General features: G+C 39.6%; 19 protein-coding genes and 1 tRNA gene. 9 read left to right on the forward strand and 11 right to left on the reverse strand.

Annotated elements, in window-relative coordinates:
• Positions 1-70: 70 nt before the first annotated feature.
• A complete protein-coding gene (locus QWY93_RS03795; protein WP_290246853.1) occupies positions 71-1,186 on the reverse strand; it encodes a ferredoxin--NADP reductase in 1,116 nt (371 codons plus the stop codon).
• A 772-nt stretch (positions 1,187-1,958) separates the two neighbouring features.
• Here QWY93_RS03795 and QWY93_RS03800 point away from each other — a divergent pair.
• Positions 1,959-2,702, forward strand: coding sequence for a DUF4397 domain-containing protein (locus QWY93_RS03800; RefSeq protein ID WP_290246854.1), 744 nt, complete (start codon positions 1,959-1,961; stop codon positions 2,700-2,702).
• Between the two features lie 211 nt (positions 2,703-2,913).
• Entirely contained in the window at positions 2,914-4,257 is a 1,344-nt protein-coding gene (purB, locus tag QWY93_RS03805; RefSeq protein ID WP_290246855.1) for an adenylosuccinate lyase, read from the forward strand.
• 70 nt (positions 4,258-4,327) lie between these two features.
• Here purB and ctlX read toward each other — a convergent pair whose 3' ends face one another.
• The 5 genes from ctlX to QWY93_RS03830 all read right to left on the reverse strand — a co-directional run bounded on the left by ctlX (position 4,328) and on the right by QWY93_RS03830 (position 10,724).
• Positions 4,328-5,272, reverse strand: coding sequence for a citrulline utilization hydrolase CtlX (ctlX, locus tag QWY93_RS03810; protein WP_290246856.1), 945 nt, complete (start codon positions 5,270-5,272; stop codon positions 4,328-4,330).
• A gap of 253 nt (positions 5,273-5,525) precedes the next feature.
• Positions 5,526-6,440 carry a hypothetical protein gene (locus tag QWY93_RS03815; protein WP_290246857.1) on the reverse strand — a complete coding sequence of 305 codons (915 nt, stop codon included), beginning with the start codon at positions 6,438-6,440 and terminating at the stop codon, positions 5,526-5,528.
• Positions 6,441-6,568: 128 nt separating this feature from the next.
• A complete protein-coding gene (locus QWY93_RS03820) occupies positions 6,569-9,094 on the reverse strand; it encodes an ATP-dependent Clp protease ATP-binding subunit (protein WP_290246858.1) in 2,526 nt (841 codons plus the stop codon).
• A gap of 81 nt (positions 9,095-9,175) precedes the next feature.
• The gene (locus QWY93_RS03825) at positions 9,176-9,802 is read right to left on the reverse strand and encodes a WbqC family protein (RefSeq protein WP_290246859.1); all 627 of its coding nucleotides are present in this window, start codon (positions 9,800-9,802) and stop codon (positions 9,176-9,178) included.
• Positions 9,803-10,094: 292 nt separating this feature from the next.
• Positions 10,095-10,724 carry an L-threonylcarbamoyladenylate synthase gene (locus QWY93_RS03830; RefSeq protein ID WP_290246860.1) on the reverse strand — a complete coding sequence of 210 codons (630 nt, stop codon included), beginning with the start codon at positions 10,722-10,724 and terminating at the stop codon, positions 10,095-10,097.
• Positions 10,725-11,040: 316 nt separating this feature from the next.
• Here QWY93_RS03830 and mltG point away from each other — a divergent pair, with 316 nt between their 5' ends.
• The 6 genes from mltG to QWY93_RS03860 all read left to right on the forward strand — a co-directional run bounded on the left by mltG (position 11,041) and on the right by QWY93_RS03860 (position 14,680).
• Positions 11,041-12,087, forward strand: a complete 1,047-nt coding sequence (mltG, locus tag QWY93_RS03835; RefSeq protein WP_290246861.1) for an endolytic transglycosylase MltG — start codon at positions 11,041-11,043, stop codon at positions 12,085-12,087.
• Positions 12,088-12,089: 2 nt separating this feature from the next.
• Positions 12,090-12,494: an acyl-CoA thioesterase gene (locus QWY93_RS03840; RefSeq protein ID WP_290246862.1), complete on the forward strand. Its 405-nt coding sequence runs from the start codon at positions 12,090-12,092 to the stop codon at positions 12,492-12,494.
• Between the two features lie 13 nt (positions 12,495-12,507).
• On the forward strand, positions 12,508-13,455 hold the full coding sequence (locus tag QWY93_RS03845; protein ID WP_290246863.1) for a YihY/virulence factor BrkB family protein: 948 nt from the start codon (positions 12,508-12,510) through the stop codon (positions 13,453-13,455).
• 123 nt (positions 13,456-13,578) lie between these two features.
• Positions 13,579-13,663 (forward strand) — tRNA-Ser (locus QWY93_RS03850).
• 382 nt (positions 13,664-14,045) lie between these two features.
• On the forward strand, positions 14,046-14,270 hold the full coding sequence (locus QWY93_RS03855; RefSeq protein ID WP_290246864.1) for a hypothetical protein: 225 nt from the start codon (positions 14,046-14,048) through the stop codon (positions 14,268-14,270).
• 29 nt (positions 14,271-14,299) lie between these two features.
• Positions 14,300-14,680 (forward strand): hypothetical protein, encoded by a 381-nt coding sequence (locus QWY93_RS03860; protein ID WP_290246865.1) that lies wholly within the window; start codon positions 14,300-14,302, stop codon positions 14,678-14,680.
• A 538-nt stretch (positions 14,681-15,218) separates the two neighbouring features.
• Here the strand turns inward: QWY93_RS03860 and QWY93_RS03865 are convergent.
• On the reverse strand, positions 15,219-16,673 hold the full coding sequence (locus tag QWY93_RS03865; RefSeq protein WP_290246866.1) for a pectate lyase family protein: 1,455 nt from the start codon (positions 16,671-16,673) through the stop codon (positions 15,219-15,221).
• Positions 16,674-17,111: 438 nt separating this feature from the next.
• Between QWY93_RS03865 and QWY93_RS03870 the strand changes: the two genes are divergently transcribed.
• Positions 17,112-17,330 (forward strand): hypothetical protein, encoded by a 219-nt coding sequence (locus QWY93_RS03870; protein WP_290246867.1) that lies wholly within the window; start codon positions 17,112-17,114, stop codon positions 17,328-17,330.
• A 739-nt stretch (positions 17,331-18,069) separates the two neighbouring features.
• Here the strand turns inward: QWY93_RS03870 and phoU are convergent.
• The 4 genes from phoU to pstC form a co-directional block, all read right to left on the reverse strand.
• A complete protein-coding gene (gene phoU, locus QWY93_RS03875; protein ID WP_290246868.1) occupies positions 18,070-18,744 on the reverse strand; it encodes a phosphate signaling complex protein PhoU in 675 nt (224 codons plus the stop codon).
• A gap of 141 nt (positions 18,745-18,885) precedes the next feature.
• Positions 18,886-19,647: a phosphate ABC transporter ATP-binding protein PstB gene (gene pstB, locus QWY93_RS03880; RefSeq protein WP_290246869.1), complete on the reverse strand. Its 762-nt coding sequence runs from the start codon at positions 19,645-19,647 to the stop codon at positions 18,886-18,888.
• Positions 19,648-19,654: 7 nt separating this feature from the next.
• Positions 19,655-20,512, reverse strand: a complete 858-nt coding sequence (gene pstA / locus QWY93_RS03885; protein ID WP_290246870.1) for a phosphate ABC transporter permease PstA — start codon at positions 20,510-20,512, stop codon at positions 19,655-19,657.
• Positions 20,505-21,380 (reverse strand): phosphate ABC transporter permease subunit PstC, encoded by an 876-nt coding sequence (gene pstC / locus QWY93_RS03890; protein WP_290246871.1) that lies wholly within the window; start codon positions 21,378-21,380, stop codon positions 20,505-20,507. The genes pstA and pstC overlap by 8 nt, the downstream gene beginning before the upstream one ends.
• Between the last annotated feature and the right edge of the window lie 11 nt (positions 21,381-21,391).

Below are 21,391 nucleotides of genomic sequence, written 5' to 3' on the forward strand. Positions count from 1 at the left end.
ATTCTAAATTTTTTCTTCAGGCTAGGCATAGGACTTTGGGGTCGAGGATAAAGATATTAAAGGATGAATATTATCCGATATTAATTTTGATATCACCACTTTTTGGGTGGGAAACACAGCAAAGGATATAGCCATCTTTTTTCTCATTTTCACTTAGGCCAGCATCTTCATCCATCTGCACTTCTCCACTGGTCAGTTTTCCACGGCAAGCAGTACATAACCCACTTTGACAACTGTAAGGCATATCCAGGCCTTCATCCAAACCAGCTTCCAAAATGGTCTTCCCAGGAGAAACTTCAAATTGGAAAGTATCTCCATCCAGTTCCACTTCAACTTCCCGGGTCAGCTCAGGTTGATCTCCCTCTGCTTCATGGGGTTCAGTTTTTTCGGCTTCTTCAGAGGAAGAAGTATAGAAGCTTTCCCTGTGGATGGCTTCATGGGGCACGTCAAATTTTTGCAAAGCCTCTATTGTAGCATGCATCAAGCCTTCCGGCCCGCAAAGAAAATATTTAACCTCTTCAGCCTCCGGATGGACTTTTTCTTTCAATACCATTTCGATCATCTCCTCATCCAGCCTGCCACGATACCCCGACCATTGATCAGAAGGCCTGGAAAGAGTGTGGACCACTTCAAAAGTATCTTCATATTTCGCTTCCAGCTCCTCCAATTGATCATTAAAGATGATCTGGTCTTCAGAGCGGTTGCAATAAACCAGCGTTACTTTGGATTTGGGTTCATTGACCAAAATGGATTTGGTAATTCCTAAAACCGGGGTAATTCCACTTCCTCCGGCCACCATGACAAAATGGTTTTTATTTTTGCTATGAAAATCAATGGTGAAGTGCCCCATGGGTTTCATAACCTCGATGGTTTTACCGGGACGGATTTTATCATTCAAAAAATTAGAGACTACTCCACCTTCAATCCGTTTGATGGTAATCCCCGGATGGGGATCAACATATGGGGAAGTGCAAAGGCTATAGGACCGCCTTTCTTCTTTTCCCTCCACCTCCAGGATTAAAGTCAAAAATTGGCCGGGTTTATATTCCAAATATGGTTCAGGTTGCTCAAAATAAATGGTAACTGCTTCTGAAGTTTCCTTTACCACTTCCCGAACTTTTAATGACAAATATTGGCTTCCCTTCTTTTTCTCTTCTTTATTTTTCTTAAACAGGCTAAACACCATCCCTAATTTTTATTTTCACAATTGCTTTTTGCTACTCCAAAATTAAGGTAGAATCTTGAAAATCCCCTCAATTCCAAAGTTTAAATCACTTAAAGAACGATAACACTCAGAAGTAGTTCCCAAATTCTTCAATGATTTTCGAAGGTTAAAACTTTTCAAACACCCCAAACTCTCATGGAAAAGCATATCCAAATTAATCCCCCTTACCCTGAGAGAGATTATTAAAGTAGAAAAATAAGACCATCATCAACTATGCTCCTGGGAAGCCTTCCGCATTTTACGAACCCTTATTCACTTGGGTAAGCAAAAGAAGAGGCCATGGGCAAACTTTCTATTGAAGGGAAGTTGACAGAGCCTTGGATTTCTCCTTAAAGGGGGAGGATGCCCTTAAAGTTTTTGAGGCCAAAAGTTTCCCAAATCCCTAAAAGTAAGGAAAATTATCAAAAGCAATTTATTAGAGTTTATTGTAAATAATAACGCAAATCAAGGAGCCCTGGAAGGTTTCAATAATAATTGTCCCGGGGAATGGAACAATGAACTATTCCAACATTAGCTACCAACCATTCCAATAGTGAAAACATTTTTCCCCTAATGCGCATGGATTTCCAGTTGAGCCTTTCAGAAATTACTTTAAAAGCCTCTCTTATAAATCACCCCCAAAACACCATTAATTCTTTCCAAAATTTTTCAGGTTACGTTGTAGCGTTTTGCCTTGCCGTATCGTTTTGGGGGTAAACACACAATTAAAAATCAAAATTAAACCAACATTATTATGTTAACTCAACTAATAAATATTGCCGATTACCGAAAATGGAAAATAAACTGGGCTTTACTTCTTTTAGCCATGTCACCCATCATTATGAGTAGTTGTCTGGATGATGACGACGTAGAGGAGTTACCTCCTGCAGCTTATGTTTCTTATTACCACGGGGCTCCCAATTTCGAAGCGATCACCATTTATGCCGATGGGAACCAGTACAATACCAATTTATTTGAATTCTCAGATTACTTCATTTATTCCAGGTTTTACACTGGAGACAGAGACCTTTCATTTAGGTTAAGAAATACAGCCAATTCCTTATTGGATACCACTGTAAACTTTATAGAAAACCAAGCATATTCTTTCTTTTTAACCGAAGAAAATGACCAATTACAAACTGTCATTGCTGAGGACAATTGGGATTCTCCTGAAAATACCAATGCCCTTGTACGCTTGGTCCACCTTTCTCCGGACGCACCTGCGGTAAGTTTAAAGATCAATGATGAGGAAACTGATCTTTTTGAAAATCAATCATTCCAGGATGTTACTGATTTCGAAGAAATCACTGCCGCTCCAACAAACCTCACCCTAAAAAATGCAGACAATGGAGAGGTTTTGTTGACCGCAGAAAATATTAACCTTCGCAATGAAAGGGTTTACACCATTGTGGTAAGAGGTTATGCATCCCCTGAAGAGGGAGCACCAGCCAGCCATGAACTTAGTTTACAACTAATCAGAAATTATCCTGACTTTTAATGGATGATTTTTTAATATTCAATAGTGGTAAAAAGCCTGGGATTTTTTCCAGGCTTTTTTTATTTCCATCCAGAATAAACAGGAGGTCCAAATATGAAATTTTGGACCAATTACATTCTTTCTTATCCAGTAACCTAAATTAAACCTATGAATAGGGGAATTTTACGGTTTTTAAAATTAATTTTGTGCCTTCAAACAAAAACACAACATCATGAATCTAAATACGCTGACTGCTGTATCTTCTGTTGATGGAAGATATGGGAGTAAAACGGCTCCTTTACGAAAGTATTTTTCTGAATATGCCCTGATCAAATACCGGGTAAGGGTGGAAGTGGAATATTTCATTGCGCTTTGTGAAATTCCTTTACCTCAGCTTAAAGAAGTTTCTGAAGAATATTTCCCCAAAATCAGAGCCATCGTAGATAATTTTTCTGAGCAGGATGCGGAAGCCATCAAAGAAATTGAAAAGACCACCAATCATGATGTAAAGGCGGTGGAGTATTTCTTGAAAGAAAAATTTGACCAGCTTGGTCTGGATGCTTCCAAAGAGTTTATCCACTTTGGATTGACTTCCCAAGATGTCAACAATACTGCTAATCCTTTGATGCTGAAGGAAGGGTTGATTGAAGTGGTTTTACCTACATTAGAAGATGTAATTGCAAAACTTAAGGGACAGGTCAAGGAATGGAAAGATATTTCCATGTTAGCAAAAACCCATGGCCAACCTGCTTCCCCTACCCGGTTGGGCAAGGAGTTCCAGGTATTTGTCACCCGTTTGGAACAACAACTGGAATTATTGGAACAAGTGCCCCATTCCGCCAAATTTGGAGGAGCTATTGGTAATATGAATGCTCACAAAGTTGCGTATCCTGAGCAGGATTGGACTGCATTTGCCAACAAATTTGTCTCCCAATATTTGGGATTGGAAAGAAGTTTTCCAACTACGCAAATTGAACATTACGACAACATGGCGGCCATTTTTGATGGTTTAAAGCGGATTAACACCATATTGCTCGACTTGTCCAAAGATGTTTGGCAGTATGTAAGCATGAATTACTTCAAGCAAAAAATCAAAGCTGGAGAAGTGGGATCCTCAGCTATGCCCCATAAGGTCAATCCAATTGATTTTGAAAATGCAGAAGGCAACCTTGGCATTGCTAATGCCCTTTTTGAGCACCTAGCTGCCAAATTGCCCATAAGTAGGCTTCAAAGAGACCTTACCGATAGCACCGTCCTAAGGGTAATTGGAGTTCCCCTAGCTCATATGTTAATTTCTTTTGAGTCACTGAAAAAAGGTTTGGGCAAACTTGAATTGAACAAAGCCGCCATTGATGCGGATCTTGAAGAAAACTGGGCTGTAGTAGCAGAAGCCATTCAGACCATTTTGAGAAGAGAAGGTTATCCAAAACCTTATGAGGCTTTGAAAGACCTTACTCGGACCAATAGCAAGATCACAGAGAATTCCATCAAAGATTTTATTGAAACTTTAAAGGTGGAAAATGGGGTAAAAGAAGAATTAAAAGCCATTACTCCATTTAACTATACCGGTATTTAATTTCCTTCAAATCTTTATTAATCCACGAAAATTCCCCAGCATTAGGCCGGGGGGTATATTCGTGGATTTTTTATATCCCCCTTTTGGGCAAAAAAATCTCTGCCAACATACACCTGGCACTCCCCCCACCCAGTTTTTCTATGGTTGGCAATTCTGTTGCTATTATTTCTGTGTATTTTTCAATCACCTGACGCTGACCTGCTTTTAGGCTATCCAATGCAGATTGGGACATTACCGTAAAATGTTGCCCATTTTCATTTTTTAATTCCAACATATTCCCGGCAAAAGCAAAATGCTGATGGACAGAAATAGGAATTATTTTTCTTCCACTTTCTTCCAACTTTTTTTGCACCTCTCTCCTTTCAACTTTTTTTCCCAGGCAATCCAGACAAATAACCGCCAATTTGGTCCCTAAGTGCATCATGACATTGGTGTGGTAAATGGGGATAGCGTTTCCATCCTTTTGATAAGTTGCGGTAAAACAGGTTTCTTCAAAGCCCATAAGCCTGCAAAAATAAGCCAAAGGGACCGGATGGGTCCTTTGGGAAAGACAGGCATATACATGTTTTCGGCCCCGGTCCATCACTAAACTTCCAGTACTTTCCAAAAACTGTTTGTCCTCTTCAAAAAAGGTAAGATCAACAATCTCTTCCACCTTAAACCCCTGATCGTACAAAGTTGAAACCAAATATTTTCTCCTTTCTTTTCTTCTTATTGGAGAACAAATGGGATATAAGATCAATCTCCCATCTGCATGGGTACTGAACCAATTATTAGGAAAAACGGCATCAGGTTTAACCGGCTTGGGAGTATCTTCGACCACTATTACCTGGATTCCTTTGGCCCTTAGGAGCTGAACAAATTGGTTAAATTCATTCAAAGCCAATTTCTGTATGAGAGAGGAAGGGCGGTCATCCCTAATTTGATACAAATTATCCCTTGCCGTCTCTACATTGTAACCAAATGCAGCTGGCCTGACCATAAACACTGATGAGGTGGTCTGAAGGGATTCCATAACCCTGGAAATTAGTTTGCCCCAATTTAGGAAAATACAAGGGTGAAGTGAAAAAATGGGAAGTATTTTGTAATAGGGTATTTGGTATTTGAGTATTATGGATTGAGAAAACTAAATCAGTCAACCTTCAATAATTTATGGGTTGAACTGAGGAATTCCTTATTAAATATTCCACCTCTAGGTTGATGCCCATCAACCATTTTTTTACCAAAACGGTCAACCCTTTAGAGGAAAGCCAATTTTTCTTGTCTCATTACTCTTTTTTATAATATCGATAAAGCACTGGTTCGACTCCATACCGTTTTTCACTTAAGGTAAAATAGCTTAGGCCATCTCCGGAAAATGAAATGGCCTCTCCCTGGGGCTCCGGGGAATAGGGCAATTGAACAGGAATTCTTGAAAGTGCTTCAGGAATACTTTCTCCCGGCTTTCTTTCCCAATAGTACACCGCCCAGTAATTCTTGATTAAAATTTTGCTTCCATCAACAGAAATATCTCCTCCTACAGACATGGTAACAGGGAGTTTCATTACTTTTTCAAGAACTATTTCGGAGTCACTCAGTTTAGAAGCTGGTGCTTTATAAAGTGTATTGCTTGAATCCCTTTTTGACAAAATAAAAACATCCCCTCCCAATGGGTCTACCAACAAGGTCTCTGCATCCCGGGGACCATCGGGATATTTTAAATTGATGACTTGGGGTTTAATTTCATGCTTATTTTTGCCTTTCGGTTCCTCAAATCTTAATAATTGAATTGATGGGTATTGAGCTTTATTATCCCCAATTTCCCCCACATATACATAGGATTTTCCCTTTTTGGGTCCCGGTCCGATAGCCATATCTTCCCAATCCCTGTTTTTCACTCCCTTTAAGTAAATAGGGTTTAATTTTTTTCCAGTGGTATCCATCCTATAAATCACCGGATCTCCACCACTGTCATTATGGGTGTATAAAACACCGGGATCCAATTGGGATTTTGACAGACCACTAGCCTCATTGATGGCCTTGTCCTGGACCAGACCTTTTTGGACTGGCCCGGTGTATAATGAATCCTGCACCTGGGGATTGACCCTTATATGATAACGGTCAAAAATTTCCTCTGACACCTGAAATGGAATAAGGGAAATTAAAAAGGATAATTTTACCAGAAAGTTGACAATGAAATTCATATTTCAATACTAGGCAAAAAGGAAACCAAATATTGGTAAAGGAACGTTAATAAATCTAAAAATTTTCACATAGAAAAAGGCGGCCTTTTACAAGACCACCTTTAGGCTGTTAGCAGTTTTTAATATGATTAATCAGCTTTTTCCTTTTTTTTGACCGAAATGGTTAGTTCATCTCCTTTACCGGAATAATCCGCTTTGATTACATCCCCTTCTGAGAGTTCTCCACGGAGGATTTCTTCTGCAATGGCATCTTCAAGGTATTTTTGGATGGCCCTGTTCAAAGGCCTTGCTCCATATTGCTGATCATAACCTTTGTCAGAAAGGAAATCCTTGGCTTTGTCGGTCAACTCGATCTTGAACCCAAGATCGGTAATCCTACTGAACAGTTTTTCAAGGCTAATATCAATGATTTTGTGGATATGCTCTTTGTTAAGGGCATTAAAGACCACTACATCATCCAACCTGTTCAGGAATTCAGGGCTGAAAGCTTTTTTTAGGGCATTTTGAATGGTGGACTTCATAACTTCGTCCATATTCTCTTCTTTAGCTTTGGAAGCAAAGCCAATTCCTGCTCCGAAATCTTTCAAGTCACGAACCCCAATGTTGGAGGTCATGATGATGACTGTATTTCTAAAGTCAACCCTTCTACCCAATCCGTCCGTTAGGATACCATCATCCAGTACTTGTAACAACAAGTTAAATACATCCGGGTGTGCTTTTTCGATCTCATCCAACAAGACCACAGAATAAGGTTTCCTTCTTACTTTTTCAGTCAACTGTCCACCTTCTTCATAACCCACATAACCTGGAGGTGCCCCCACCAATCGGGAAACACTAAATTTCTCCATGTACTCGGACATATCAATTCTCACCAGGGCATCATCTTTATCAAACAGGTAGCTGGCCAAAGTTTTGGCCAATTCTGTTTTTCCGACCCCGGTAGGACCTAGGAAAATGAAAGAACCAATTGGTTTGCGAGGATCCTTCAACCCAACCCTAGTACGTTGGATGGCTTTGGTTAATTTTTTGATTGCATCTTCCTGACCAATCACCTGTCCACTCAACTCTTTGCCCATGTTCAGCAGTTTAACACCTTCATTTTGGGCAATTCGTTTAGCAGGGATGCCGGTCATCATGGCAATCACCTCTGCAACATTATCCTCTTCTACGGTATAACGCTTGGTTTTACTATCCTCTTCCCATTTGGCTTTGGCATTATCCAGCTGTTCAAGGAGCTTTTTCTCCCGATCTCTTAGCTGTGCTGCCTCTTCATATTTTTGGCTTTTGACCACCCTGTTTTTCTCCAGCTTGATATTTTCAACCTCCTCTTCCAGCTTAAGGATTTCATCAGGCACGTGAATATTGTTAATATGCACACGGGCACCTGCCTCATCCAGGATATCTATTGCTTTATCCGGAAGGAATCGGTCAGAAATATATCTATCAGACAATTTCACACAAGCATCAATAGCCTCAGGGGTATAATTAACGTTGTGGTGGTCTTCATATTTATCTTTAATATTATTCAATATCTGAATGGTTTCCTCTGGAGTAGTAGCATCTACCATTACCATTTGGAAACGACGTGCAAGCGCACCATCTTTTTCGATGTACTGTCTGTATTCATCCAAGGTTGTTGCACCAATGCATTGGATTTCCCCCCTGGATAAGGCAGGTTTAAACATGTTGGATGCATCCAAGGAACCACTAGCTCCTCCTGCCCCAACAATGGTGTGCAACTCATCTATGAACAAGATCACATTGGGAGATTTCTCCAACTCATTCATGACAGCTTTCATCCTTTCCTCAAATTGTCCCCTGTATTTGGTACCTGCTACCAAGGAGGCCAGATCTAAAGTTACCACGCGCTTATTGAAAAGCACACGGGAAACTTTTTTCTGCACAATCCTAAGGGCCAAACCTTCAGCAATGGCGGTTTTACCAACACCAGGTTCACCAATAAGTATCGGGTTGTTTTTCTTTCTCCTGGAAAGGATCTGAGCTACCCTTTCAATTTCTTTTTCTCTACCAATGATCGGGTCAAGTTTATCATCCTCGGCCATTCTAGTCAGGTCACGGCCAAAATTATCGAGCACCGGAGTCCTTGATTTTTCAGAGGACCCTTTTCCCCCTCCTCCTGAACCACCAGAGGATCCAAAAAGCTTGGAGCTTTCCTCATCTGTATCATCCGCCTCAGCACCGGACCGAGGATTCTGATCAGTTTGGAATTCCAACATTTCTTTTACAGTATCATAGTTGGTATCAAATTTATGAAGGATTTGGGTAGCTATGTTATCTTCATCCCTAAGAATGGACAGCAAAAGGTGTTCGGTGCCAATCAATTGACTCTTGAAAATCTTGGCCTCCAAATAAGTGATTTTAAGCACTTTTTCTGACTGTCTGGTCAGTGGAATATTGGCCAGATTTTTCACATTATGGTTGGCAGTCCCCTTTACAGCACGCTCTACTGAATTACGCAGCTCATCCAAAGGCACCCCTAATTTTTTGAGAATGGAAACAGCGACACCCTCTCCTTCACGGATCATGCCCAGTAAGAGGTGTTCTGTCCCGATGTAGTCATGCCCCAGGCGCAATGCCTCCTCACGACTTAGAGAGATCACCTCTTTGACTCTATTTGAAAATTTTGCTTCCATTTGGTTCCTTTCTGATTTATGTGAAATCTATATCTAATGTTACCGAATTTGTTTTAAAAACACAATCCTTTTGGAGATTGTTCATTCGATTTTCCGAGAATTTTGGAGGATTCTCAATGAATGGGGTCCTTCACAGAACAACAAATCGATTACACTTAAATTAGGTACAAAGTCTGAGCCAAAAAGCTGCATGTATGGGTTTGGTTGATAAATAGCCCTTTCCGAGTAGGTTTCCTTGGTTTTTATCACTCCCCTCAAGTCAGTTTCCTGCCCATATTCCCTGTACTGGCTTGTTTCTGTCACCTCTATATTCATACGTAGTAATGCCAGACAAAGTGTCAGCAATTCCAAATTAAAATCATACAAATTGTCAATCTTTTTCTTGTAGACATCTTCTAAATACGGAAAAAAATGTTCAAAAAAAGGCGCTTTTCCATATGCACTTTGAATGCCGCGGAGATGGACATTCGTCCATTTTTGATCATAATCAATTTTAATTTGGGAATATTTTTTCTTTTTATTGCCTCCATAAACCGGGATGCTCAAAGTCTCCACTTTGTTGGCCAGCCTGATTTGAGCCCGGTTACGATAGGTTTGTTTTTGATAATTATCTGACCGCTCAACCAGAATCCTATCATAGTCCTGGATAGCAGTAAAAAATTCAATGGGAGGCAAATAAAATAAATCAACAACGATACTTTTTTCCATGGCCAAAAGTACATAAAACTAGTTAATCCCCCGGAACCTTGCCCCAATTTCCATTTTGACTTTTAAAAACAAGGTCATTTTGGGTTATTGTATTTCGGGCCACTCTTATCTGTCCTTTGTCTTCACCCCATCTTCCAACAAAAATCAGTTCGAATTTATCTATAAAGGTAAGGTTAAAAACATCAAATTGGCCTTCAGGATTCATGACAAGGGATGGGCATAGAATATGATCACATAGCCAAGTGTTTGAAATATTCAGATGGAAATAAAAAAACCATTAGTAAAGAATTTATCAAATTATTTCAGCAGAATCTCCCAAACCTTCCCGCACAATTTCAAATTCATCCCCAGTACAATCAATCACGGTAGAAGCTATATTATGACCATATCCCCCATCGATCACAATATCTACCAAGTCCCTGTACTTTTCATAAATCAGTTCCGGATCCGTGCTGTATTCTAACACATCATCTTCATCCCTGATAGAAGTAGTTACGATAGGCTGCCCAAGCTCTTTGACCAAAGTCCGGGGAATGGAGTGGTCAGGAACTCTTATCCCCACGGTTTTCTTTTTACTGTTCAGTAATTTGGGCACTTTGTTATTGGCATTCAGCAGGAAGGTATAAGGCCCCGGAAGGGCTTTTTTCATTGCCTTAAAAACCGGGTTACTTAAGACTTTTGTGTATTCGGAAATATTGCTTAAATCATAGCAAATAAAGGAAAAATTCTGCTTGTCCGGCCTTACACCTTTAATTTGACAAACCCGTTCTATGGCCTTTTGATTACTGATATCGCAGCCCATACCATAAATGGTGTCGGTGGGATAAATGATTACCCCTCCCCGCCTAAGCACGTCGACCACTTTCCTAATATGGCGTGGGTTGGGGTTTTCTTCATAAATCCTGATCAGTTCTGCTGACATAATTGGTGACTTTATTGAATATTAAAAGTATTACAATTTCTATTTGTTTAAGTAATTTACAAAGATTTGGCAGGCTTTTTTCTGAAGTGATTTTCAAGAAGTGGATTTGCACGGCTAATCTTATTAGGATTTATTTAACTATATCCAATAGTGAAATGGACCAATTTCTCTATTTCACCAAAATACCAGACACAAGCCCCTATCCAAGTTGAAATTCTTTGTACATCGAACCTTTTCTTCTAACCTGCCTGACCACTCCATTTTAATTTTTATTCCCTATTTTTGCCAAAATCTTGGAACAAGCCAAATTCCCTTTATGACTCCTAAGAAAAAGCATAAAATATATACCATCCTCATGGTGACCCTTTCTATCCTGGTGACCACCATGGTTTTTTATTTTTACCAGGTATTCTTTAGTCCCAATGCCCTGACTGAAGAAGTGGAACCTCAAACTTTGAAAATCCCAACCGGGGCTACTTTCAAACAGGTTTCAGACAGCCTATATCTCAATGACCAAATCCATGATGTGGTGTCTTTTAGCTTTGTTGCCAAGGTGATGAAGTACCAGGAAAACATCAAACCCGGCCTTTATACCATCCAACCTAAAATGTCCAACAGGGAGCTGGTCACCTTATTAAGGTCTGGAAGGCAAACACCAATCAACTTAACCTTTAATAATATAAGAACTAAGGAGGACTTGGCAGAAAAAATCACCCAAAATCTGGAAATGAGTCAAAACCAGTTTATGGAGTTACTCCAGGACAGCAGCTATATCCGGAAATTTGATTTTGACGAAGCCACTGTCATGAGCATGTTTATCCCCAACACTTATGAGGTATATTGGGATACTTCCCCAGAAAAACTCTTTGACCGGATGTACCAGGAATATAACCGGTTTTGGACCAATGAACGGCAGGCAAAAGCTAAGAGCCTGGGCATGAGCAGAAATGAAGTCGCCACCCTGGCTTCTATTGTACAAGCCGAAACTGTTCAAAAGGATGAAAGACCAAAAGTGGCTGGAGTTTATATTAACAGATTGGAGAGGAACATGCTTTTACAGGCAGATCCTACCCTGGTATTTGCCTTAGGGGATTTTAGTATCAAGAGGGTGCTTAATGAACACAAAAAAATCGACAGCCCCTACAACACCTATAAATATGCTGGACTTCCCCCTGGGCCAATCAATTTGCCCGATATTTCTTCTCTGGATGCAGTATTGAATTATGAAGAACATAATTACCTTTACTTTTGTGCCAAAGAAGATTTTTCCGGGTATCATGTATTTTCCACCAACCTCAGGGACCATTTAAATCAGGCCAGAAAATACCAAAAAGCCTTAAATGAAGCCAAAGTATTTGAATAACCATGTTTGAAGCCAGCACACAGATCCGCGTCCGTTATGCAGAAACCGACCAAATGGGTTATGTCTATTATGGCAATTATGCCATGTATTTTGAAGTAGCCCGGGTGGAAGCACTAAGAAGCATTGGATTTTCATACAAACAAATGGAAGAAAACGGCATCATGATGCCTGTCCTGGAAAGCCATTGCCAGTACCTCAAACCGGGCAAATATGACGAATTGCTGACCATCAAAACAATAATCCCTAAAATGCCTGGGGCAAAAATCCAGTTCTTTTATGAGGTTTACAATGAAGCCGGAGCGCTGATCAATAAAGCAGATACCAATTTGACTTTTTTAAAAAAAGACAGCCATCGACCATGTAGACCTCCACAGGATTTGTTAGATTTATTAAAACCATATTTTTAGTCTGACTCCATCAATGGTCAAAAAACATTTACCTGGAATACTGGACCTTGTTGACAAACAGGCTCAGAAACTTCGTCATATACATTTTGGGAACAGGGACCAAAACATTTATGATGTAGGCAAGATTTTTATCCATCAATTAAAAAAGGACGAAATTGATGACAGGGCCTATGCGGTGGCTTTCAACTTTACGGTGGCCATGTTCCCTTTACTCCTGTTTTTGCTGAACACCTTGCCTTTTATCGAATTCCTCTTTCCAGAGGTAACCACGGACAATATTCTGCTTTTTATCAAAGAGGTGATGCCTCCATCCTTGTATTCTGGAACGGAAGCCACCATCCTGGACATAATCAGCAGACCAAGGCAGGGATTGCTTTCCTTTGGTTTTTTATTGGCCCTTTATCTGGCTACCAACGGAACGGTTAGCCTAATCAATGCTTTCAATGCCTGTTACCGCACCAAAGATACCCGCGGATTTCTGGAAACAAGAGCATTTGCCGTCCTTATCAATTTTGTTTTAATCCTGGACATTTGTGCTGCCGTTTTGGTAATGATTTTGGGTAGCAAGGCCCTGCTTTTACTAACAGAATATGGGGTTGTCTCCAATAACTTCCTTTATTTCCTGGTAGCCCTGCTTCGTTTTTTTGCACTTTTATTCTTATTTATGATGGCCACTTCCTTTATTTTCAGGTTTGCACCTGCAGTACATGATAAATGGCGGTTTTTCTCCACAGGCTCAGTTACAGCAGGTTTGTTGATCACCATTGCCTTTTACTTGTTTTCTTATTATTTAAACAATTTTGCCTCCTACAACAAATTATATGGATCCATAGGAACTATGATAGCGCTGATGTTTTGGCTTTTGATCACCAGCTTTATTATTTTGATATGCTTTGAAATCAATGTCAGCCTGGACAAAGCTGCGGAAAGGAAAAATGTCAGCAAATTTATCAATCGGTAAACCAGCAACTTATATTAAAGGTGAAATTTTTAACCCTGTTATTGTTGTATAAATAAAATGAACACTTACCTTTGCAAACCGTAAGACAATCACAAATGTCTTCAACATATACGCATAAGACCTAGAGGAGTGGCAGAGTGGTCGATTGCGGCGGTCTTGAAAACCGTTGTACCGCGAGGTACCGGGGGTTCGAATCCCTCCTCCTCTGCAACCTAATTACGCAAAGCCTTGTAGATCAGCGATCTGCAAGGCTTTCTTTTTTTTGCCTAGCGCCAAATAAGTGACAAAGAGTTATTTTTTATTATTTATTTAACCTTTTTTCTTCTAGAACTTTAATTTTCACCAAAGGATCTAACCTTGCACTGATTTCACCCCAATTTATTTTTTTTTGCAGTAACAAACAGTCAACTCGTCAAACACCTTCCATCAATATCGTAAACACTGTAACTTCATCATAAGCAATAACCTCTATAACCAAATATAATATTATTATTTGAGGATGTTCAAAACTTTAATACAAATAAAAAAGGGTTAAATATATTTTTCAGAATATAATTTCATTTTAACCAAAACATAACTATATTACTTACATGAAAAATAAAGTGATCGAATTATTCAAAAACAATCCTAATTATAGGAATGTAGGACTACCTCTTAATGACAGTAACCTAACCAAATACGAAAATGAACTAAACGAACTAATAGATTTGGGATACATTGAAATAGTGAACCTCACAAGGTCAAAAGCCTATAAATTAACTAAGCTTGGAAGAAATGCCTATAATCTAAAGAGACCATTAAAACCCTTTAGTTGAATTATATTAAGTATTAAAAAAGTAAAATAATGAACGAATACAGAATCTTATTAGATATACTTTTTATTTTAGGTGGCCTTTATTTAGCATTTTTTAAAAGTTACTTTACAGAAAAAGGAAAAAGTGTTGCCACAAAGGAAGACATAGAAGAAATAACTCAAAAAGTTGAAATAGTAAAAACAGAAGTGCTTTATTTAAACAACCAAAGAAGTCAATGGAATGATGAAAACAAAAAGGCATTATTAGATTTTTATGACTCCTTTAATCGGATACTATTTATTTTTCAAAAGGATGTAACCAAAACAATTCTTAGCCATCCCTTTGAAACCCCAAATTACAGGCTACAAATTGAAGATTTAAATTTTGATTTCCATTCGAAATATAGTAAGCTATATATAAGAAGAAGTTAAATTATTAAAGCCAATCAGCAAAGAAGTAGATGAAGTTAACGACCTATGTTATAAATTCTGCGTAGAGCTTAAAGCAATTGAAGTTGTATTGAATAATTTGGAGGGGAAAGCCATATTAAGTAATACTTTTATAGATTTTGAAAATACTAAAGACTAATTACTTGAGGAATTAAGCACTTGTTCAAGAAAAATTAGTGTCTTACCAAAAGAAAAGTACAAAGAAAAATTTAATCTTGACTTATATAACGGTTAAGCTAGTTTTACCCCCCAAAGGAATTAACACTCATAAAAGCGTGATCAACCCATACCGGTGGATGGTAGATTAATGTAAACATTGATCACATAGAAGATAACAATTCAAATACTTTCCCTACAAAACCTCATATACCTCTACCCTTTTTAGTGAAAATGCTTTCGGTTTCCACTTGCGCACCCAGCGAATTACCTAGCTACCATTGCGGTCAGTTTTTAAGTTTGCCCCAAACCAAAAAAGGCCGCTCAAAAAGCGACCTTTTTCCAATTCAAACTGTTCCAATATTTACTCTTGCTGTTCTGTAATTTCTTCTACCAGTGAGTTGATATATACTTCAACATTGTCATATGCTGTGCTAAGGTCCCTTCCGTCATGATCCTTGGCCTCTGGGTCCAAACTATTTTCCAATTCCCACTCATCAGGCATGCCATCCCCGTCAGTGTCTGTTCTCGGATCCCCTGATTGCAATTCAGGCCATCCTCCTACATCACTTTGACTATCAATGATGCCAAGGTCACTTCCATTGGATCCTGGACCATAATAGGTTCCATTTTTGACATCATCCACTACCCTTGCATCCACAGCATCTCTATTTAAACTAGCTCCTGCCAAGGCCAAAACCTTATCATAGGCAGTTTCCGCATCATGTGTGGTCACCAAATCTCCACCTCCAAGTGGATTATCCAATTTCATTCCTTCTTCATCCTGAAAGGAACCTCCTTTTGCTTCAACCCCTAACCAGTTATCATCGGCAACGGCCGGCCGGCCTTCCAAAATATTTCCTTCAATATAAAACTTTCCATATCCATAAACCGGAGCAGAGCTGGTCGCCTGTTTATAGGCCAGTAAAAATATATTGGTGGTTCTTGAAGCAGGACCTGGCTTGTAATAATTATTAACCATATTGAAGGTGCCTCGCTCCCCTCCATAGCTAGGCAATCCGCCCCAATTATAAATCACATTATTTCTGAAATCCACATCTCCCCGCATTTCCTCTTCTTCCTCAATGCTACCATAAACGCCTGGGTGGTCAAACCTCGGATTTCTGCTGTCATGATGTGCTAAAAGGTTGTGGTGAAAAGAGGCATTTTTACCTCCCCATATTCCTCCATATCCATGGCTTCCCTTTTCATGAACAGAATTTTTCAAACTTTCAGTGAGAATAGACCACTGCAAAGTGAAGTTGTTATTTCCATAAAAAGAGCCGCACTCATCAGTGGACCAACTCAATGAACAGTGGTCAACTATTATATTCTTTTGATACCTTCCTTCCAAAGCATCTGCTTCCTGGGCCCCGGTATCCCCCATTCTAAATCGCAGATACCTGATTATCACATTTTCCGTACCTATTACAACCGAATAATTTTTGATGGTAATTCCATCCCCTGGCGCCGTTTGGCCTGCAATGGTTATATCTTTATTTCGGATGGTAATGCCTCTTTCCAATTCTATGTTTCCTGAAACTTCAAAAACAACTATCCTTGGTCCTACTCCTTCCACTGCATTTCTAAAACTTCCTACCCCAGAGTCATTCAGGTTGGTAACCTTTATGACTCGACCTCCTCGACCACCTGTAACTTCCTGACCAAAACCTTCGGCTCCGGGAAATGCATAGGCATCTTCCTCTTTCGCATTTGAGTTGTTATTGCCATCTCCAGGATTTTCTTCTTCAGAATTACATCCAAAACTCAGCATAATTCCTAGGGCCAAGTACAATAATGGGTTTATTAATTTTCTCATGTTCGTTATTAATTGATTTTATTAAGCCTAAATTATCTTCAGGACTAGCACTTACCCTTTAGAATCTCCCTTTTCCCTCAATCAAATCATTGCATTTTGAAGCTTTATCTACAGATAATCACCTTAAAAAAAGGTGATACTATATTTTTCTTACTAATCCTACAGAAGGAACCCTAATTAAACTTGAAAAAAATCAAAGGTCATTGACTTTTCAAGAATAAATAGGGGGAATTGAGATATAAAAAAATCCGAGAGCCAAATAATGATGTCTTGTTTATACAAATTTTTTAAAGGGATTTGGCTTTTACCCTTTTTCCTCTCAAATGAGATAGCATATTTCTAAAATTCATATTTATGATTGGGATTTATTATTGACTATTAATTCCATAAACTGCAAAGGATTGCGCAATCGATTGCATTTTACAAATTAATCCTTGAATGAACAAATCCATTTTTTGCACAACCAGAATTTATCTTCTTTTCTGGACGGTAATTAAACTAACTTTGGGTTTCCTGGAGCACTTTGGAGCATCATATACAGTGGTACAACAAAACCATGAAAAAGAGCAAAGATCGCTGCAGTTTGACCATTGGGCAGTAGATAAGCCCTTCGTTTCTACAGTTCCACCATCTGAAAAAATCCCAGAAACAAATTAACATACTCCGACCAGGTTTTTTACTTCAAATAATAACCTGATTTCGATTTTAAAAGTAGAATATTAAAATCGCTAAGGTCTTTGAAAACCCTTTAGCGCTAGGGATAGGGAGGGAAAAAGGGTGCGCAATCTCATTTTTACGGGATTGCCATGGCATCCTCCCCACCACTAATTTAGTATGACGTTTTATTAAATCGAACTGAGGTTAATAGGTTATGATTATACGCTTTTGTGCCAGTAAGAAAATATACTGGCGAATATCATTTGAATTTGGGCCAATAATCAAATAACTGACTATCCGCTTACTTGCATGTGGTTAATGAAGTGTGAAATATTAAGTATGACCATTTGGGCGACCTTTGAAGCATCTGGTTTTTGTTCAGTTGAGACGGGCGTTTAAAAAATGAAGTAGCTCGCGGATCCATTCATTTTTAGCCCGCAGCAATTGGGCAAACGAAACCTTAATCGAAGATGAAACTGGCCCAATTTGAAAGATACTTCACAGGGCTTGCCCTGAAAATTTTCGGGGTTGGACACTTTGCCCTTGATGAAAAAGTGTTGAATCCTAAAAACTAAGGAAGAACAATAAATTATTACGAAACGTGTAAAGTTCCGGATACTCAAATAAAATTAGTGCTTATCGCTGTAAACTTGCCTGACGGCAATCTGGTTCGCGGACCTCTTCTGGTTTTGGAAATTACTGGCACGATTGCGGACCTACATAAAAAATAAAATCGGGTTTATTCCTTTTTCTTCTTTTTGACTTTATGCTTGACAACTTTAGCCTCCCTGTAAAATATTATTTCTTCCGAAATATTGGATACCTGGTCTCCTACCCGTTCGAGCCTTTTAATGATGGAAAGCAAGATCAAGCCCTGCTTTATTTTTTCAGGAGCATCTTTAACATAGGTTAAAACCGTTTTATCCGATTTTCGATAAATTTTATTCAATACCTTATCGCGCTTAATTAGTTCTTTGGCGAGGGTGGTATCATTTTCTATAAAGGCCTTTTGACAATCTTCAAACATATTAATCGCTTCCTCATACATGAATTGGACCTGCGTCTTTTCTAAAAGCAATGGGTCTAAAGGCACTTCATGCTTTTTTACTAAATAAGCAATTCCTTTGGCTGTATCTCCTATCCGCTCCAGATTAGCATTAATTTTCAGGATAGCAAGAACCGTCCGCAAGTCAACTGCTACGGGGGTAAACAGCGCAAAAAAGTTTTCACACATCCTATCGATTTTAATATCGTAGTTATTGACTTTCCTCTCCAGTTTAATTACTTCCTTTGCAGTTTCTTTATTAGAGTTCATCATGGCTTCCTGCCCCTTATGCAATTGCTCCCCTACCAGGTCCCACATTTCCATGAGTTTCTCTTTCAGTTGCTTTATTTCAATATCTATGTGTGACATACTAAATATGCTTAAAACAGTGGCTTAAATAAAATATTAAAATTTTTGATAATGTCAAGAAGGTATTAGTACCAGTACCTACCTGAACACCAACCATCAGGCTTTCTTATTGACAATAGCCCAGGCTTAAAAACTATACAATTAACCAAAACGACCGGTAATGTAGTTTTGCGTTCTTTTATCATGGGGGCTGGTGAATAAGGTTTTGGTTTTAGAGTATTCAACCAACTCTCCTGAAAGAAAAAAAGCGGTATAATCACTCACCCTGCCCGCCTGTTGCATATTGTGGGTAACGATAACAATCGTATACTGCTCTTTAAGTTCATAAATCAGTTCTTCGATCTTGGCAGAAGAAATCGGATCCAGCGCTGAGGCTGGCTCATCCATAAGGAGTACGGTGGGCTCAATGGCTAAAGCCCGGGCAATGCAAAGCCTCTGCTGTTGCCCGCCGGATAAAGCCAGCGCTGATTTATGGAGCTTGTCTTTTACTTCATCCCAAAGAGCGGCCTGCTTCAGGGAACTCTCCACTGCTTCTTCAAGCACCTTCTTTTTATTGATTCCCTGGATTCTAAGCCCGTAAACAACATTTTCAAAGATAGACTTGGGAAAAGGATTCGGTTTTTGAAAAACCATACCTACCTTTTTCCTGAGCTCATCCACCTGCACTTTTTTGCGATAGATGTCCTTATTGTCCAGCAAAATCTTTCCTTCCAGCCTAAAGCCTTCAATGTAATCATTCATTCGGTTAAAGAGGCGGAGGAAGGTTGATTTACCACATCCAGAAGGACCAATAAAAGCCGTTACTCCTTTTTCTTCCACTGCCAGGTTTATCCCTTTAATAGCATGGAAATCACCATAATAAGCATTCACTTCTTTGGCCTCAAATTTATATTGTTTACTCATAAAGAACTTACCACTTAACTTTTTTCTGCTGACGGTAACGAAGATATACGGCGACACCATTCAGCATAAATGTAATCAATAATAAAACGATAATTGCTGCAGCAACATTAATTAAGAATTCTTCCTGAGGCCGGGTGACCCAGTTAAATATTTGGATAGGGAGTACAGTAAATTCGTCCATCGGGGTTTCTGGCACAAAGGGAACATAGGCTAATGCTCCGATAACAATAAGGGGAGCTGCCTCTCCCACTGCTCTTGAAAGAGATAAGATGATACCTGTCATTATTCCCCCGGAAGCGGCAGGCAATACTTGCATCCAAATGGTTTGCCATTTGGATGCACCAAGTGCAGAGGAAGCATCCCGCAAGCTTTGTGGGATTGCTTTTAATGCTTCCCTGGTCGTAACAATAATAATGGGAAGAACCAGCAGGGAAAGCGTAAGTGCTCCGGAAAGCAGGCTCCCACCCAAATGCATCTGGCGGACAAATATCTCAAGTCCTAATAACCCGTAAATAATAGAGGGTACCCCAGCCAGGTTGCTGATGTTTATTTCCAGGAAGTTGGCCATTTTACTCTTTTTCCCATATTCTTCCAGATAAACGCCTGCCGACACACCTAATGGAATGGCAATAATTGCGGTAAGGACTAATATCCAAAGTGTTCCCGCCCAGGCAGTAAGAATTCCTGCCCGGCTTGCTTTCCTGGAAGGCAGACTGGTAAGGAAATCCCAATCGATACGACCAAGCCCCTCCAGCAGTATATCAATGAGAAAGATAGCCAAAACAACCAATCCTAAAAAGGTACAGAATAGGCCAAAAACCTGGAAGATTTTATCCTTTAAGCGATTTAATTCAGAATTAGTCATACTTTTCCTGATATTTTCTTCTGATCCAGAAGCTGATGTTATTCAGCAAAAAGGTGAAAACAAACAAAGTAATACCTGCTGCAAAGATGGTTTTATATTCCAGTGAACCATGCGGAACATCACCCAAACTTACCTGTACTATGTAGGTAGTGATGGTTTCAATAGGAACTAAGGGGTTTAGGGTAAGACGGGGCTGCTGACCAGCGGCAATGGCCACAATCATGGTTTCACCCACGGCCCTGGATATCGCCAAGATAACGGAAACCACAATTCCCGAAGAAGCAGCAGGCACCATCACTTTAAAAGCGGTCTGAAAAGGGGTCGACCCCATGCCATAAGCCGCATCACGCAATGAACGTGGAACAGCACTGATGGCATCTTCACTTAGTGAAGATATCATCGGAATAATCATTATCCCCATCACAATACCAGCAGACAGGGCATTGAAACCAGCCAGGGCAGGAATGAAATTCTGCAGAAATGGTGTTACTACCGTTAGTGCAAAAAATCCGTAAACCACGGTAGGAATCGTGGCAAGCAGTTCCAGCACAGGCTTTACAATTTGCCTCATTCGCCCCGGCGCATATTCATTCAAATAAATAGCCGCCGTAAGCCCCAGTGGCAAAGCCACCGCTATGGCAATAAGAGTGGTTAAGAAAGTGCCCGCAACCAATGGCATTATCCCAAACTTCTTGTCCGCAAAAAGAGGGGTCCACTCGGTTTCGGTAAGGAAACGAAAAATGGAAACCTCCTGAAAGAAGCCGAAGGATTCGGATACCAGCACCCAGATGATGCCTACCGTTATCAGCACCGTAAGGATTGCCGCCAAGGCGAGCATGCTTTCAATAACTTTTTCCTTTATCCTCAAGATGTTCTGTT

This window comes from Echinicola jeungdonensis, assembly GCF_030409905.1.
GTDB lineage: Bacteria > Bacteroidota > Bacteroidia > Cytophagales > Cyclobacteriaceae > Echinicola > Echinicola jeungdonensis.

Excerpts from the sequence above, each read along its gene's own strand:
- QWY93_RS03795 (WP_290246853.1), bottom strand. The coding sequence starts at position 1,186 with ATGGTGTTTAGCCTGTTTAAGAAAAATAAAGAAGAGAAAAAGAAGGGA.
- QWY93_RS03800 (WP_290246854.1), top strand. The coding sequence starts at position 1,959 with ATGTTAACTCAACTAATAAATATTGCCGATTACCGAAAATGGAAAATA.
- purB (WP_290246855.1), top strand. The coding sequence starts at position 2,914 with ATGAATCTAAATACGCTGACTGCTGTATCTTCTGTTGATGGAAGATAT.
- ctlX (WP_290246856.1), bottom strand. The coding sequence starts at position 5,272 with ATGGAATCCCTTCAGACCACCTCATCAGTGTTTATGGTCAGGCCAGCT.
- QWY93_RS03815 (WP_290246857.1), bottom strand. The coding sequence starts at position 6,440 with ATGAATTTCATTGTCAACTTTCTGGTAAAATTATCCTTTTTAATTTCC.
- QWY93_RS03820 (WP_290246858.1), bottom strand. The coding sequence starts at position 9,094 with ATGGAAGCAAAATTTTCAAATAGAGTCAAAGAGGTGATCTCTCTAAGT.
- QWY93_RS03825 (WP_290246859.1), bottom strand. The coding sequence starts at position 9,802 with ATGGAAAAAAGTATCGTTGTTGATTTATTTTATTTGCCTCCCATTGAA.
- QWY93_RS03830 (WP_290246860.1), bottom strand. The coding sequence starts at position 10,724 with ATGTCAGCAGAACTGATCAGGATTTATGAAGAAAACCCCAACCCACGC.
- mltG (WP_290246861.1), top strand. The coding sequence starts at position 11,041 with ATGACTCCTAAGAAAAAGCATAAAATATATACCATCCTCATGGTGACC.
- QWY93_RS03840 (WP_290246862.1), top strand. The coding sequence starts at position 12,090 with ATGTTTGAAGCCAGCACACAGATCCGCGTCCGTTATGCAGAAACCGAC.
- QWY93_RS03845 (WP_290246863.1), top strand. The coding sequence starts at position 12,508 with ATGGTCAAAAAACATTTACCTGGAATACTGGACCTTGTTGACAAACAG.
- QWY93_RS03855 (WP_290246864.1), top strand. The coding sequence starts at position 14,046 with ATGAAAAATAAAGTGATCGAATTATTCAAAAACAATCCTAATTATAGG.
- QWY93_RS03860 (WP_290246865.1), top strand. The coding sequence starts at position 14,300 with ATGAACGAATACAGAATCTTATTAGATATACTTTTTATTTTAGGTGGC.
- QWY93_RS03865 (WP_290246866.1), bottom strand. The coding sequence starts at position 16,673 with ATGAGAAAATTAATAAACCCATTATTGTACTTGGCCCTAGGAATTATG.
- QWY93_RS03870 (WP_290246867.1), top strand. The coding sequence starts at position 17,112 with ATGAACAAATCCATTTTTTGCACAACCAGAATTTATCTTCTTTTCTGG.
- phoU (WP_290246868.1), bottom strand. The coding sequence starts at position 18,744 with ATGTCACACATAGATATTGAAATAAAGCAACTGAAAGAGAAACTCATG.
- pstB (WP_290246869.1), bottom strand. The coding sequence starts at position 19,647 with ATGAGTAAACAATATAAATTTGAGGCCAAAGAAGTGAATGCTTATTAT.
- pstA (WP_290246870.1), bottom strand. The coding sequence starts at position 20,512 with ATGACTAATTCTGAATTAAATCGCTTAAAGGATAAAATCTTCCAGGTT.